The sequence below is a fragment of the Proteus columbae genome, assembly GCF_002777965.1.
GTDB classification, from domain to species: Bacteria; Pseudomonadota; Gammaproteobacteria; order Enterobacterales; family Enterobacteriaceae; genus Proteus; species Proteus columbae.
Genome location: NZ_NGVR01000017.1, coordinates 79,368 through 94,122, shown reverse-complemented (window position 1 = coordinate 94,122; position 14,755 = coordinate 79,368). Strand labels below are relative to the sequence as shown.

Below are 14,755 nucleotides of genomic sequence, written 5' to 3'. Positions count from 1 at the left end.
TAATAAACTCATTTTAATAGAATAATATATGAGATATTAATCGATATAGAGCTTTTTTATTCTTAATATCGTATTTTATCCTACTTATTTTTCAATGAAAAAAAATAATCCATTGATTATTAAGAGGTATTTTTAAATTTATTTTTGAGTGTTCGTTTTTGTATGTAAAATGTTCTCTTTAGAATAAAAAAGAGTAATTTAGGTAATATTTGAGGATAAAATCCACATAGCGCAAAAGGCAATATAGCCATTTTTGCGCTTGAAGAAGGAAAGGGGATAGTAAGTGAGTTATTTGGGAGCAGATAGGCTAGATTGAGTGAAATACTGCTTGTCTTCCCAACGTAAACAAGTGAGATTTCCACCCCAGCAACATCCCGTATCTAACGCATAAATATTATCAGGAGTGCCTTTTCCCTCAAGAGAGGCCCAATGCCCAAATATAATGCTATAACCTTCAGGTAATTGGCTTGGCAAATCGAACCAAGGCTTTAATGGTGCAGGTGCATCTTGTGGTTTATCTTTGCAAATCATATCAAGCTGACCATTAGGAAAGCAGTAACGCATACGTGTGAGTGCATTTGTGCTAAAGCGTAATCGTGCTAGTCCCGAAAGTTCTGGTGACCAGTTGTTTGGTAAATCACCATACATTGAGTTAATAAACAAAGGGTAGCTATCACTACTTAAAATAGCTTCGACTTCACGAGCACACATTTTGGCTGTTTCTAAATCCCATTGTGGTGTGATCCCTGCGTGCGCCATGATGATTTTCTTGTCTTCATCAACTTGCAACACAGGTTGGCGTCTTAACCAATTAATTAATTCATCTGCATCTGGCGCATTAAGTAAATTATTCAGCTTATCTCTTGGTTTGTTACGGCTAATTTTTGCAAATACACCTAAAAGATGAAGATCATGATTGCCCAAAACGAGTTTAAGTGAAGTGCCTAAGCTTTTTACAAAGCGCAGTACTTCAAGCGAGTCAGGGCCTCGTGCAACAAGATCACCGGTTAACCACAATGTGTCTTGTGCAGGATCGAAACTGACTTTATCAAGAAGGTGGCGCAGTTCATGGTAACAGCCATGAATATCACCAATTAAATAAGTTGCCATAGTTAGTTTATCAATGTTGGAAGAGCAAGGCGGAAAACAGGGATCTCTATTTGAAATAATCGGCCATCTGTGTCAATCATTTCATAATGACCTTCCATTGTTCCCATTGGTGTTTCAAGAACGGCACCACTGGTATAGCGGTATTGTGTGCCAGGCTCAATAAGCGGCTGTTCACCGACAACACCTTCACCTCGGACTTCAGTGGTATTACCTTGTGCATTGGTGATCAACCAATAGCGGCGCAGGAGGCGAATTGCACATTTATTCAAATTATGAATTGATATGGTATAAGCAAAAACATATCGTTCATCTTCGGGGGAAGATTGGCTTTCAATGTAAACGCTTTGTACCTGTATCGCCACTTTTGATGAGGTGAACATAGTGCCTCCTGTCTCTGGCTTTATCTTATGCTTGTGAGTCTTGCTTTTGCGATAACCAGTTTGCCACTTTGCAGTATTGCTCAACAGAAATATTTTCTGCTCTTGCAGTTGGATCGATATCAAGTGCTATCATATCTTCTGCTGTGAGTAATCCACCTAAGCTATTACGTAGTGTTTTACGGCGTTGATTAAATGCTTGAGCAGTAATACGGCTAAGCATTGCAATATCCGTTACTGGGTATGGTTTTTCTTTGTAAGGGATCAAGCGAACAACCGCTGAATCAACTTTAGGTGCTGGTTTAAATGAAGTTGGTGGAACTTCAAGTACAGGGATGATTTGACAATAATATTGCGCCATCACACTTAAGCGACCATAAGTTTTGCTACCGTGACCAGCAACAAGGCGATTAACCACTTCTTTTTGCAACATAAATGTCATATCAGAAATTGCGTCAGCAAAACTGAATAAGTGGAACATGAGTGGTGTAGAAATGTTATAAGGCAAGTTACCAAAAACACGCAGAGGCTGCTGACGCTCTTTTGCTAATTGTGCAAAATCGATAGTCATAGCATCTTGCTGAATAATGGTCAGCTTGTCTTTTAATGTAGGATGAACTTCTAAACGAGCGGCTAAATCACGGTCAATTTCTACAACCGTCATTTTATCCATTCTTGCGCCTACTGGCTCTGTAATTGCACCTAAACCAGGGCCAATTTCAACAATGGCTTCACCAGGTTGAGGATAAATGGATTCAACAATACTTTCAATAATATAGCTGTCTGTTAAAAAGTTCTGCCCGAAGCGTTTGCGGGCAAAGTGCCCCTGATGGACTCTATTATTCATTACAATTTTGTATCATATTAATGGCTAAATTTAATGCGGTGCAAAAACTGCCAGCATCTGCGCTTTTCGTACCTGCAAGCTCAAGGGCGGTGCCATGATCAACAGAAGTACGGATAAAAGGAAGACCGAGAGTTATATTCACGGCGCGACCGAAACCTTCATATTTTAGCACAGGTAATCCCTGATCGTGATACATAGCAAGTACCGCATCAGCATGTGTTAAATATTTAGGTTGGAATAAGGTATCAGCAGGATAAGGCCCATGAAGATGAATGCCTTGCTGACGTAATTGTGTTAATGCAGGCTCAATAATATCAATTTCTTCACGTCCCATATGACCGCTTTCTCCTGCATGAGGATTAAGGCCACAAACGTAAATTTGAGGTTCTGCTATACCAAATTTGGTTTTTAAATCGTGATTTAAAATGGCGATAATTTCATGTAGAAGCTCACCTGTAATGGCATCCGCGACATCTCGTAATGGTAAATGTGTGGTTGCTAATGCGACTCTTAATGTATCTGTCGCCAGCATCATGACAACTCGTTCACAGTGGCTACGATCAGCAAAAAATTCGGTGTGTCCTGTAAAATGCACACCTGCATCATTGATAATGCCTTTATGCACTGGCCCAGTCACTAGTGCTGAAAATTCACCATTTAGGCAGCCATCACAAGCACGAGCTAATGTTTCTACAACGTATAATCCATTTCGCGCATCTAATGTACTTGGAATAACATTAGTGTGAAGTGCAATTGGAAGTATACAAATTTGACTTGGTGTGTGTGTTTGAGGTGGCGTAGCAGGATCGTATTCAACTAATGAAAGAGGCAGGTTTAACAATTCTGCTCTTGTTTTAAGTAACTGTGGATCAGCACAAACAACCCAAGGTAAATCCCAACTCATTTGTGCTAATGAGATAATAAGGTCAGGACCAACCCCGGCTGGTTCGCCGGGGGTGATAACAAGTGGTTTTATTTGCTTAGTTTGCATTATTCTCGTTCATTATTTTCACATAAGCTCCTACTCGTAGCTCTTGCATCCAGTTTTGCACTTCTTCATTAAACTTACGATTGAAGAGTAAACGGTATGCTTGTTCTTTATTCGCGGCATCTGTTTTATCAACACTACGCGTGTCTTCTAATTCAATTAAATGCCAGCCAAAGTTTGAGCGAACAGGTTGGCTTAATTCGTTTTTATTTAAGCGCATTAACGCATCACGGAATGCCGGATCGTAAACATCAGGCATTGACCATCCTAACTCACCACCGCGTAATGCTGAACCTGGATCTTCAGAATACTCTTTTGCTGCATCAGCAAAGGTCATTTTACCACTGCGAATATCGGCAGAGATCTGCTGTAACTTGGCATAGGCTTGCTCATCATTCATGATTGGTGAGCTTTTTAGCAGAATATGACGGCTTTTAACTTCCGTAACAGAAAGGGTATTAGAACCACCACGAATATCGTTTACTTTGATAATGTGTAAGCCAACACCAGAGTGAAGAGGCCCTACAATTTGGCCTTTTTGCGCATTTGCTAACTCTTTTGCAAACAATGTTGGTAATTCATCAATAGATGCCCAACCCATATTACCGCCATTTAAAGCTTGTGGATCAGCAGAATAAGTTGCAGCTAATTTACCGAAATCTGCACCATTTTTAAGCTGATTCATAATGCGAGTAATGACTTGCTTTGCTTTTTCCATTTCTGCTGGTGCAGGATTTTCTGATAATGGAATTAAGATATGGCTCAGGTTTAGATCAACACTTTGGCTTGCTTGGCCTTCAATTTGTTTAGCAAGAGAATCAACTTCTTGAGGCAAAATAGTAATACGGCGACGTACTTCATTGTTACGAACTTCGGCTAACATCATCTCTTTACGGATATCTTGTCGATATTCGTTATAAGAAATGCCATCAGCAGCAAGGCGTTTTTTCAGTTGCTCAAGCGAAAGTTTATTTTCAGCAGCAATACCCTGAATTGTAGATTCCACTGCGGCATCAGGAATATCAATTTGCATTTGTTGTGCCATTTGCAAAATGATGTTATCCATCACCAAACGTTCTAGAATTTGTTGGCGAAGAACTTGCTCATCAGGCATCTCTTGTCCTGCATTTTTTGCGTTCATTTTGACAGTCTGTAGCATTCTATTGACGTCACTTTCTAGAACGACACCGTTATTGACGATAGCCGATACACGGTTTAATTCTTGAGCAGCAAATGTTGTTGAGCTGGTGGCTGCACCGACCGTGATCATTAAGCCGATAAACAGCGTTTTCCAATTTTTCATAAGTTTCCCATTATGTATTTTCCGCATCTTATTGCGGGGTGACATATTTATTCAGCCAATTCCGTAGTCTGATTAAATCAGAATGCTCTTTGATAAGGTAAGATACCGCGTTCAAGCATTTTCTGGCTACCCAAACTATGATTGTTACTTAGGCCTCTGAGTTCCACATTGACAGACCATTTATTATCAATATCGCTGTGGTCAACTTTCCAGCCAACAATTTTCCGTTCATAACCCACATTCACAGCCCAGCAACAGGTGTTGTATTGTAGACCAACCATTTGGCTAACAGGCTCTGATTCTTTGGTATCAAAGTAATAAGCACCCACAAGTCCCCAACGCTCTGCTAATGGCCAACTTCCTACGACACCCACTTGTGAAATACCTTTTTGGTATTCAGGAAGTTTATTAATACCACCATCATAAGGGCGAACACGCGTTGCTTGGATATAGTCACGATCAACGTAACGATAGCTTAACTGTAGAAGATGATCGCTATCGGCGCGATATTCCATAACAGCATCGCCCATTGAGACGCTACCTAAACGACGGTCATATTGTAAACCACCACGCATACCTACAGTATCTGTGATCCGCCAGTAGGCATCACCCGCCCATACCATTGAACCTGTTTCATCCTTGCTATTGATAATTTCGTTACCAATAGAAGAGGGACCTGTTCTTGGACGCTCAAAGAAGTAGATTTGACCGACAGAAACGTTAAAACGTTCAACTAATTCGCTATCATAAAAACGTGAAGTTATACCCGTGGTTAATTGGTTTGCAGAAGCAATGCGGTCTAAACCACCATACATTCTATCGCGGAAAAGCCCGCCATAGTTTGATTGTAATAATGCGGAGTCAAAGTTATTAATGTTAGATTGGTCTTTATAAGGAACATAAAGATATTGCACACGAGGCTCAAGGGTTTGGGTAATATCATTGGTTTGATATTGGCGCTCGAAAACCACTTTCATATCAGATTTAAACTGTGGCAATACACGGTTTACATTATCGTCTAATAGGTTAGGGTTATTTTTCTTATAAGCATCTGGAATGTCTTGATCGTAATGGGTTGCCATTATTTTCAATTCATTATTAAAGCTTGCCCAACCCGTTGATGCAGGGAGTGAAATCGTTGGCTCAATATGGAAACGATTTGCTTCAGGTGTGTTATCTCCCACACTGGTAAAGCGAACAAATTGAGCGTACGTACGGAAATCAAACGGCCCTATATCATTTTTATAATAATTGAGATCAAGCTGTGGCTCTGCACGATAAGCCCTTGCATCTTTGTTATCAGAGAAGACTTGGAACTGTTTAGTCGTTAATGTGGCATTCCAGTTCTGTTGTGCATAGCCCGTACTAAATTTCTGAGTTGCATAACCATCTGTGGTATTACCATATTGAGAGGTGAAATCAGTGAAGTATTTGTTATCACTGACTTTTGTGTAATCGATATTAAATCGCCACACATTGTTCAGGACGCCACTATGTCCCCAGTAAAATAACCAACGATTTGCTGTATCACGAGGAAGATAGCCAGCTTTATTTTCTGCTTTATCTTTATTGTATTGGCTATCGTGATTAATCCAATCAACGGCAATTGTACCGCGACCTGGAGTGGTTAAATAACGGAATTCATTATCTAATTTTAAACCACGACGACTGATATAGTTGGTACTGATGGTTGCATCATAATTAGGGGCGATGTTCCAGTAATAAGGCAGTAAGAAATCAAAACCTGAACTACGGGAATAGCTTCCGTTAGGAATTAAGAAACCAGAACGGCGTTTATCACCAATGGGTAATTGAAGGTAAGGGCTATAAAAGATAGGCACATTGGCTACACGAAAACGTGCATTCCAGATTTCAGCGACTTGCTCTTCACGGTCTAAAATAACCTCGGAGCCGACAACGCTCCAGCTATCATCTCCCGGTAAACAAGACGTGAACATGCCTTTATCCATAATGGTATAGCGGTTTTCACCACGCATTTGCATTTTATCAGCGTAACCACGGCCTTGACGGCCAACCATTTGGTAATCGCCTTGCTCGATATCCGTATCTTTATTATTAAGATTGGACCAAGCACGAGGGCCTTTTAAGATGATTTGAGGATCATCATAAGACACATTTCCCGTTGCTGTGACCATTCTTAATGGTGTTTCTCCCTCAGTTTGTGTCAGTTCAACACTGTCGGCACTTAAGGTTTGGTTTCCCTGTTTAATATCAACATCACCTTTATATTTGACCATGCGAGGATATTCACCTTGCATATCATTTGCAGTGATAGTGACAGGCAAGCTGTTAGGATCGCCTTGGACTAATGGTTTGTTATAAACAGGAACTCCCAGTAAACATTGGGAGGCAAGATCAGCATAAGCAGGCTGACCGTATATTGTGGCCCAAACTAGGGTGGCCAGCAGTGTGGGATAACTTTTTTTCATAAGTATTTATGTGCTTCCGTCATCAGTGGCTTCGTGCTGATAAACAGCGAGAAACTAACGCAGGGAGTTATGCGACACCAGCCCAACGTTCTGAACATTGTTCTAACGGTAACCGAAAAATAGGCGTAAGCCTCATTTTTTCGATGTTTCTGTGTTGAAATAGGGTTATAGCCTTATTAGAAACAAAAAAACACCGCGTTGATGCGGTATTTCGTGCTGTATAACAACGCTAAAGTTATTCGTTTGGTCACTCATTTTACTTTAACACAATTTAAACGAAAACAGCATTACCTCTGTCCAAAGAGAAACAGTAAATCTCTTCATTTTAAGAAAAAGTCTATTTAGAGGTTGCTTGGTGTTAGGTGTGCAAGCAAATGAATAGTATGATAATGCAAAATTGCAGTCAGAGCATTGAAGATTTGAGGAGTCTATGCGCTATTGGGGAAAATTATTAGGCCTTACCATTGGTAGTTTTGCAGGAATAGGCTTTTGGGGCATTGTTATTGGTGTTTTTCTTGGGCACCTCTATGACATGCAACGAAGTAAATTAGGAAGTGGTGGGCGCTATACGCGTGATAGACAAGCTTTTTTCTTTGCTGCAACCTTTCAAGTTTTAGGCCACCTGACAAAATCAAAAGGGCGAGTGACTCAAACCGATATTTCTCTTGCCAGCGAATTAATGGATCGCATGAATCTGCATGGTGTTGGTCGCCAAGCCGCGCAACAAGCTTTTAGAGAAGGTAAATCATCCGATTTTCCATTAAGAGCCACATTGCAACGTGTTCGGCAAATTTGTGTTGGGCGTCGTGACTTACTTCAGATGTTTCTGGAAATCCAATTACAAGCTGCTTTTGCGGATGGTCAACTGCATCCAAATGAAAGAAAAATGCTGTTTATCATTATTGATGAGCTAGGTTTTTCTCGCGCGCATTTTGAACATATATTAGCAATGATGCAGGCTGGCCAGAATTTTCATTATCAAAGTGGACAGGGTTATCAGCCCCAACCTCAAGGCCCAACGCTCTCCGATGCGTGTAAGGTACTTGGCGTCGATGAGAATGATGATGTTAAAACCATAAAAAGAGCTTATAGAAAATTAATGGGAGAACATCATCCGGATAAACTTGTAGCGAAAGGTTTGCCGCCAGAAATGATGGAAATTGCAAAACAAAAAGCACAGTCTATACAAGTTGCTTACGATTTGATTAAAAAAGAAAAAGGATTTCGTTAACATCTTGTAAAAGAAGATGAGAAAAGAGAGAATTATTCCGTGATAGAGATAACTTAGACTGAGTTGAGTTTATTATTTATCACGGTAAAATATAAGTGAAATTTAATTATTTCATTCTCTCTTCTCTTAAAAAAGGAACTATATCCATGTCAAACGTCCGTGTTCTTGTTGGGGTTATGGGATTAGCGCTTTGCCTGCTCCTTGCTTCATTGAGTTCAGTGACTGTTTTAGTGTCATAAGACACTAAAAATCGGCAAGGCATTCAAAATGTATCGGGGATCGGAAAGCAGGATGCGTAATAAATAATTCCTGAGCATGTAACTGCAGGCGAGGTGCCATCGCTCTTGCCTGCGGGTGTGCATAAAAGCGATCCCCTAAAATAGGATGCCCCAACGCTAACATATGTACCCGCAATTGATGTGAACGCCCAGTAATTGGTGAAAGCTTCACTCTTGTTGCATTCTCTTCATATTCCAACACTTCATAAAAAGTTTGCGCCGCTTTCCCTGTTTCATGACAGACTTTTTGTTTTGGTCGATTAGGCCAATCACAAATCAATGGTAAATCAACCAATCCTTCTTCTTTTTCGATATGTCCCCAAACGCGTGCAATATAGGTTTTTTTGGGTTCACGTTCACGAAACTGACGCTTTAGTTCACGCTCTGCTTCTTTATTTAGTGCAACAACGATAACGCCACTGGTTGCCATATCAAGGCGATGCACACACTCAGCATTAGGAAATTCTGCTTTAATGCGCGACATAATACTATCGTTATGCTCCGGCGCTTTGCCCGGCACTGACAGTAATCCGCTGGGTTTATTGACGGCAATAATATGCTCATCTTGATATAAAACATGTAACCAAGGATCTGTCGGCGGGTTATACACTTCCATCATGGTGGATATCTCATCAAAACAACGGGGAGTAAAATACTCCCCGCTTTAACGGTAATTATTGGTGGGTAACAACAATGAGGCGAATTGAATCCAAACGCCACGTTGCTTCATCTAAATGGTTAAGAATATGAGCACGTTCATTTTCAATTGCTTCGACTTCATCGTCACGAATATTTGGGTTTACCGCACGTAAAGCTTCTAAGCGCGATAATTCATGAGTCAGCACGCGATCTGCTTCTTCTTTCGCTTTTTGGATAAGGCCTTTCGCTTCCACTTCCATTAACGGTTCAGAGGATTTAAGTACGTGGTGGACTTCACTTTGTACCGCATTGACCAGTTTGCTCGAAGTATGACGATTAACAGCATTTAATTGGCGGTTAAAGCTTTCAAACTCAACTTGAGAGGCAAGATTGTTACCTTTCAGATCAAGTAATAAACGAACCGGTGTTGCAGGTAAGAAACGACTTAAATGAAGATGTTTAGGTGCTTGCGCTTCTACGACATAAATCAGTTCAACTAACAGTGTTCCCACTGGCAATGCTTTATTTTTTAATAAAGAAACAGCACAACTTCCTGTATCACCAGATAAAATTAAATCTAAGCCATTACGGATAATTGGGTGTTCCCAACTGATAAATTGGGTATCTTCACGAGATAGCGCTTGCTCTCTATCAAATGTGATAGTGCAACCATCTTGCGGTAATCCTGGAAAATCAGGTACTAACATATGATCAGAAGGCGTTAAAATAATTAAGCTATCACTGCGATCTTCTTGATTAATACCGACGATATCAAACAAGTTCAGAGCAAAGTTCACTAACTCAGGATCGTTATCTTGTGCTGCAATCTCACCCGCTAATTCAATACCAACTTCACCACCGTTAGAATGCATTTCTAATAGGCGATCACGGCCTTGCTCAAGCTTGAGCTTCATTTCATCATGCTGCTTACGACAAGCAGTAATAAATTCGTCAAAGTCCGCTAATTCATGAGGTTGAGCAAGATAGTTAACAAGCGCGTCATATTTGCTGTCATAAATAGTACGACCTGTAGGACAAGTATGTTCAAAGGCATCTAAGCCTTCGTGATACCAACGTAATAATACAGATTGAGCCGTACCTTCAAGATAAGGAATGCTAATATCAATGTCGCGATTTTGACCAATACGATCGAGACGACCAATGCGTTGTTCTAGTAAATCAGGGTTAAATGGCAGATCAAACATAACTAGTTGATTAGCGAACTGGAAGTTACGTCCTTCAGAGCCGATTTCTGAACATAGCAGAACTTGTGCGCCTTCTTCTTCAGAAGCGAAATAAGCAGCTGCACGATCGCGTTCAAGTAATGACATACCTTCGTGGAAAACTGCCGCACGAATACCTTCACGCTCACGTAAAACTTGTTCTAATTGCAGAGCTGTTGCTGCTTGAGCACAAATTACCAGTACTTTTTCATTACGATTTGCAGTTAAGAAACCCAGTAGCCATTCAACACGAGGGTCAAAGTTCCACCATGTTGCGTTTTCACCTTCGAATTCTTGGTAAATACGTTCAGGGTAGAGCATCTCTTTTGCACGAACTTCGAGGCTCTTTTTCGCTGCCATAATCTCAGCCACTTTAATTGCAGTTTGATATTGTGTTGGCAGTGGCATTTTTATCGCGTGAAGTACGCGATTTGGGAAACCTTTAACACCAGAACGTGTGTTACGGAATAACAAGCGACCTGTTCCGTGTCTGTCCATTAACATATGGATAAGTTCTTGGCGAGATTTAGTACGTTCTTCACCTTGGGTATTTGCTGCTTTCAGTAATGGCTCAACATCTTGCTCGCTGATCATTTCACTGATGATATTTTGTTGTTCGGTATTTAGATCATCTTCTGATAGCAAAATAGTGACAGCATCGGCAACAGGGCGGTATTTTTGCTGCTCATTAATAAATTCGTTGTAGTCATGGAAACGGCTTGGATCAAGCAGACGTAAACGAGCAAAGTGGCTTTCTTGGCCTAATTGCTCAGGGGTTGCGGTTAATAGCAATACAGAAGGAATAGATTCAGCTAACTCTTCAATCACTTGATATTCACGGCTTGGAACATCTTCACTCCAAACAAGGTGGTGAGCTTCATCGACAACTAACATATCCCATGTTGCTTCAACCAAGTGTTCAAAACGTTGCTTGTTTTTACGCACAAAATCTAAAGAGCAGATGATCATCTGTTCTGTTTCAAATGGATTATCGCTATCTAATAAAGATTCGCTATAACGGCTATCATCAAACAGTGAGAAACGTAGGTTGAAACGGCGTAGCATTTCAACTAACCACTGATGTTGTAAGCTTTCAGGCACAATAATCAACACTCGCTCAGCACGGCCATCCATTAATTGCTGGTGGATAATCATACCGGCTTCAATCGTTTTACCTAAACCAACTTCATCAGCTAATAACACGCGAGGGTTATGACGTTTACCCACTTCATTGGCGATATAAAGCTGATGAGGAATAAGGCTTGCGCGAATACCCCGTAAACCACTTTGTGCTTGCTTAAACTGTTCGCTCATAAACTTACGAGCGCGGTAGCGTAATGCAAAGCGATCCATACGGTCGATTTGGCCTGCAAAAAGACGATCTTGAGGCTTATTAAAAGTGAGTTTGTTATCTAAGAACACTTCACGTAATTGTGCAGGCTCTTCAGTGTCTAAACGTACACCATGGTAGATAAGCAGGCCGTTATCTTCTACAACGTTATCGATGGCGAGTTTCCAGCCTTCGTGACTGGTGACGGTATCCCCTGCATTGAACATCACCCGCGTTATTGGTGCATCATGGCGGGAGTAAAGGCGGTTTTCACCACAGGCAGGAAAAAGTAAGGTAACCATGCGGGCATCAACTGCCACAACAGTACCCAGTCCAAGCTCGCTTTCAGTATCGCTAATCCAACGTTGACCAAGAGTAAAAGGCATATATATAAACTCAGCTCTCAAATATATAATTTAGGAATTATTAATGAATGCAGTATTGCGGTGTTGTCATTAAAATCTGCGGGATAAAAATTGCTTGTGTTCCCCGAACAAAGAAAAGCTAATTATCACCAAAGGGGCGTTATGTTAATAGATGCAAAGCAAACCGTCACCTGCAAAATGACACAACTTAAAATGAGAGTGTCATTTGCCCATTTAACAAGGTTGAAAAATCATCTTGTATAAAAGGTAGGATTGCATCGGCAATAGGCATTAACTGCTTATTGATATAGTGCTCATAATCAGGTGCAGTAGTAATGTGCTCTAACGGCTCAGGCCCCAAGAGGGTAATTATATAACTAATCCAACCGCCTTGCTGATATTGTTGAGGTCTATTTTGGGATAAATTATATTCATCCGCCTTACGTGCTGCTTTGACATGAGGGGGGACGTGGTGCTGATATTCTGATAATTTTCGACGTAACCGTTTACGATACACTAATCTCTCATCATATTTTCCCGCAAGCGTATCCGCGACATAATCACGAATAAACTGCTGATAAGGCTGCTGATGAAAAATGCGTGTATAAAGCTCTTGTTGAAATTTTTGAGCGAGGGGAGTCCAATCAGTTCTGACGGTTTCTAATCCTTTAAATACCATTTTATCTTTGCTGAGCCCGGCGTAGCGTTTCTTGCTACCGGTTTCCATACCTCGGATAGTGGGCATTAAAAAGCGACGATAATGGGTTTCGTATTCTAGTTCTAATTTGCAATCTAGTTGGTAGTTTTCAAAGAGATGTGTTTTCCACCATTGGTTTACGTCTTGTACTAATTGATACCCAATCTGTTGCGCTTGTTGCTCTGTATGTGCTGATTTCAGCCAAACAAAGGTTGAATCTGTATCGCCATAAATAACTTGATAGCCTTTCGCTTCAATTAACTCTCGCGTTTTTTTCATAATCTCATGACCACGTAAAGTAATCGAAGAAGCAAGGCGAGGATCAAAAAAGCGACATCCTACTGAGCCTAAAACACCATAGAAAGCATTCATAATAATTTTAAGCGCTTGAGAGAGCGGGGCATTTTTATGTAATTTTGCATTATCTCTTTCATGCCAAATTTGCGACACAATAGCAGGTAAGCAATGTTTATCTCGTGAAAACCATGCTTGACGAAATCCCTGTACTGCGAATTTGTCATTAGGCTGATGTATACCTTCTATCATTCCTACAGGGTCAATTAAAAAAGTACGAATAATTGAGGGATAAAGGCTTTTGTAATCAAGCACAACAACAGAATCATATAACCCGGGAGCCGAGTCCATAACAAAACCACCAGGGCTATGCTCTTCAGGTTTTTCACCTTGATTAGGTGCAACATATCCAATGCGATGCATCGAAGGGAGATAGAGATGCGTAAATGCAGCCACAGATCCTCCGCTTCTATCAACGGAAAGCCCCGTAACACAAGCTCGCTCTAATAAGAATGCCATAAGAGATGTGGCATCAAAAATACGGTTCACTAAGACACAATCTTGCCAGTTATAATAAGCCAGTGCGGGTTTATCTTCTTTAAAGCGCCGATTAATTTCATCCATTCTGGCATAAGGTGTATCGATAGCTTTACCTTCCCCTAACAGTGTTTGAGCAACCGATTCTAGGCTAAAAGAGGGGAAATTCCATGTTGCCATTTTTAAAGCCTCGATCCCGTCTATAATTAGACGGCCTTGAGCTGAGGCAAAAAAATGACCTTTTTTAAACCCATGCTCTCGCCACTCTAACGGACTATTTTGACGACCTAATAATAAGCTGACACCATACCGCTGGGCATGTGTGTACAAAATACGCAGATCAAATTGAATTAAGTTCCAACCAATAATGGCATCGGGATCATGGTGTTGTATCCATTCATTTAGTTTCTCAATTAAACGCAATCGGCTACTGACATAACATAAGCGATAGCCTTGAGGTTGTTGGCTTTCACATTCTGCGGGCAACTCATCAGTGAGCATAAACACCACATTATCACCACAGCCTGCAAGCCCAATAGAGTAAAGCTCACCAAATTCACTGGTTTCAATATCTAAAGAGACAGTTTGAAGCACAGGGCGATAATCAGGAGCGGGTTTTAATGTAGCAATATTATTTTGTTGATAGCGAAACCAAACAGGTGCGGTGATAAAGCGCTCCATCATATAACGTTCATGGGGACGGATATCCGCTTCATAAAGGCGGATATGCTGCTCTTTAAGTTGTTGCTCAAGTTGAACAAGTTGGCGGTATTGTTTGCAATAAATACCAAAAACGGGTTGTCTTTCGAAATCTTTTAAATCAAGAGGGCGAATTTCAATATCAGGATTTTTATCAACGAGTGAGCGCAAAACAGTTTCATGTTGGCGGGCAACAAAACCGATAGCGCGTTGCATAGGAACAATAATTTTACGAGGGCCATTATCTGTCGCCAGCCAATAAGAGACGACAATACCTTTTGGCGTGTCGCTCCAGTGGCGAGTAAGAATAAAGCCTTGTTCCGTATGACTAATCATGAGCACCCAATAAACACAAATAATTCACTAAAGATGTGTTTATTATAGTCA

Annotated in this window: 10 protein-coding genes; 1 reads left to right on the top strand and 9 read right to left on the bottom strand. The window is 40.8% G+C overall.

The window, feature by feature from the left end; all coding sequences use genetic code 11:
• Positions 1-288: 288 nt before the first annotated feature.
• Genes apaH through lptD form a run of 6 tightly spaced genes read right to left on the bottom strand, consistent with a single transcriptional unit; the run spans position 289 to position 7,075 of the window.
• Entirely contained in the window at positions 289-1,110 is an 822-nt protein-coding gene (gene apaH / locus CBE70_RS07125) for a bis(5'-nucleosyl)-tetraphosphatase (symmetrical) ApaH (RefSeq protein WP_100158786.1), read from the bottom strand.
• A gap of 2 nt (positions 1,111-1,112) precedes the next feature.
• Positions 1,113-1,490, bottom strand: a complete 378-nt coding sequence (gene apaG, locus CBE70_RS07120; RefSeq protein ID WP_006535978.1) for a Co2+/Mg2+ efflux protein ApaG — start codon at positions 1,488-1,490, stop codon at positions 1,113-1,115.
• Positions 1,491-1,515: 25 nt separating this feature from the next.
• Positions 1,516-2,334 (bottom strand): 16S rRNA (adenine(1518)-N(6)/adenine(1519)-N(6))-dimethyltransferase RsmA, encoded by an 819-nt coding sequence (gene rsmA / locus CBE70_RS07115; RefSeq protein WP_088494662.1) that lies wholly within the window; start codon positions 2,332-2,334, stop codon positions 1,516-1,518.
• On the bottom strand, positions 2,327-3,325 hold the full coding sequence (gene pdxA / locus CBE70_RS07110; RefSeq protein WP_100158785.1) for a 4-hydroxythreonine-4-phosphate dehydrogenase PdxA: 999 nt from the start codon (positions 3,323-3,325) through the stop codon (positions 2,327-2,329). The genes rsmA and pdxA overlap by 8 nt, the downstream gene beginning before the upstream one ends.
• Positions 3,315-4,652 (bottom strand): peptidylprolyl isomerase SurA, encoded by a 1,338-nt coding sequence (gene surA, locus CBE70_RS07105; protein ID WP_100158784.1) that lies wholly within the window; start codon positions 4,650-4,652, stop codon positions 3,315-3,317. The genes pdxA and surA overlap by 11 nt, the downstream gene beginning before the upstream one ends.
• 50 nt (positions 4,653-4,702) lie before the next feature.
• Positions 4,703-7,075: an LPS assembly protein LptD gene (gene lptD / locus CBE70_RS07100; RefSeq protein WP_100158783.1), complete on the bottom strand. Its 2,373-nt coding sequence runs from the start codon at positions 7,073-7,075 to the stop codon at positions 4,703-4,705.
• A 430-nt stretch (positions 7,076-7,505) separates the two neighbouring features.
• Between lptD and djlA the strand changes: the two genes are divergently transcribed.
• Positions 7,506-8,306, top strand: coding sequence for a co-chaperone DjlA (gene djlA / locus CBE70_RS07095; protein WP_100158782.1), 801 nt, complete (start codon positions 7,506-7,508; stop codon positions 8,304-8,306).
• A gap of 243 nt (positions 8,307-8,549) precedes the next feature.
• On the opposite strand, the gene rluA is transcribed toward djlA, so the two are convergent.
• The 3 genes from rluA to CBE70_RS07080 form a co-directional block, all read right to left on the bottom strand.
• Positions 8,550-9,203, bottom strand: a complete 654-nt coding sequence (gene rluA, locus CBE70_RS07090) for a bifunctional tRNA pseudouridine(32) synthase/23S rRNA pseudouridine(746) synthase RluA (RefSeq protein ID WP_072064290.1) — start codon at positions 9,201-9,203, stop codon at positions 8,550-8,552.
• Positions 9,204-9,258: 55 nt separating this feature from the next.
• Complete coding sequence (gene rapA / locus CBE70_RS07085; RefSeq protein WP_100158781.1) at positions 9,259-12,162, bottom strand: RNA polymerase-associated protein RapA; 2,904 nt, start codon at positions 12,160-12,162, stop codon at positions 9,259-9,261.
• Between the two features lie 187 nt (positions 12,163-12,349).
• Positions 12,350-14,704, bottom strand: coding sequence for a DNA polymerase II (locus CBE70_RS07080; RefSeq protein ID WP_100158780.1), 2,355 nt, complete (start codon positions 14,702-14,704; stop codon positions 12,350-12,352).
• Between the last annotated feature and the right edge of the window lie 51 nt (positions 14,705-14,755).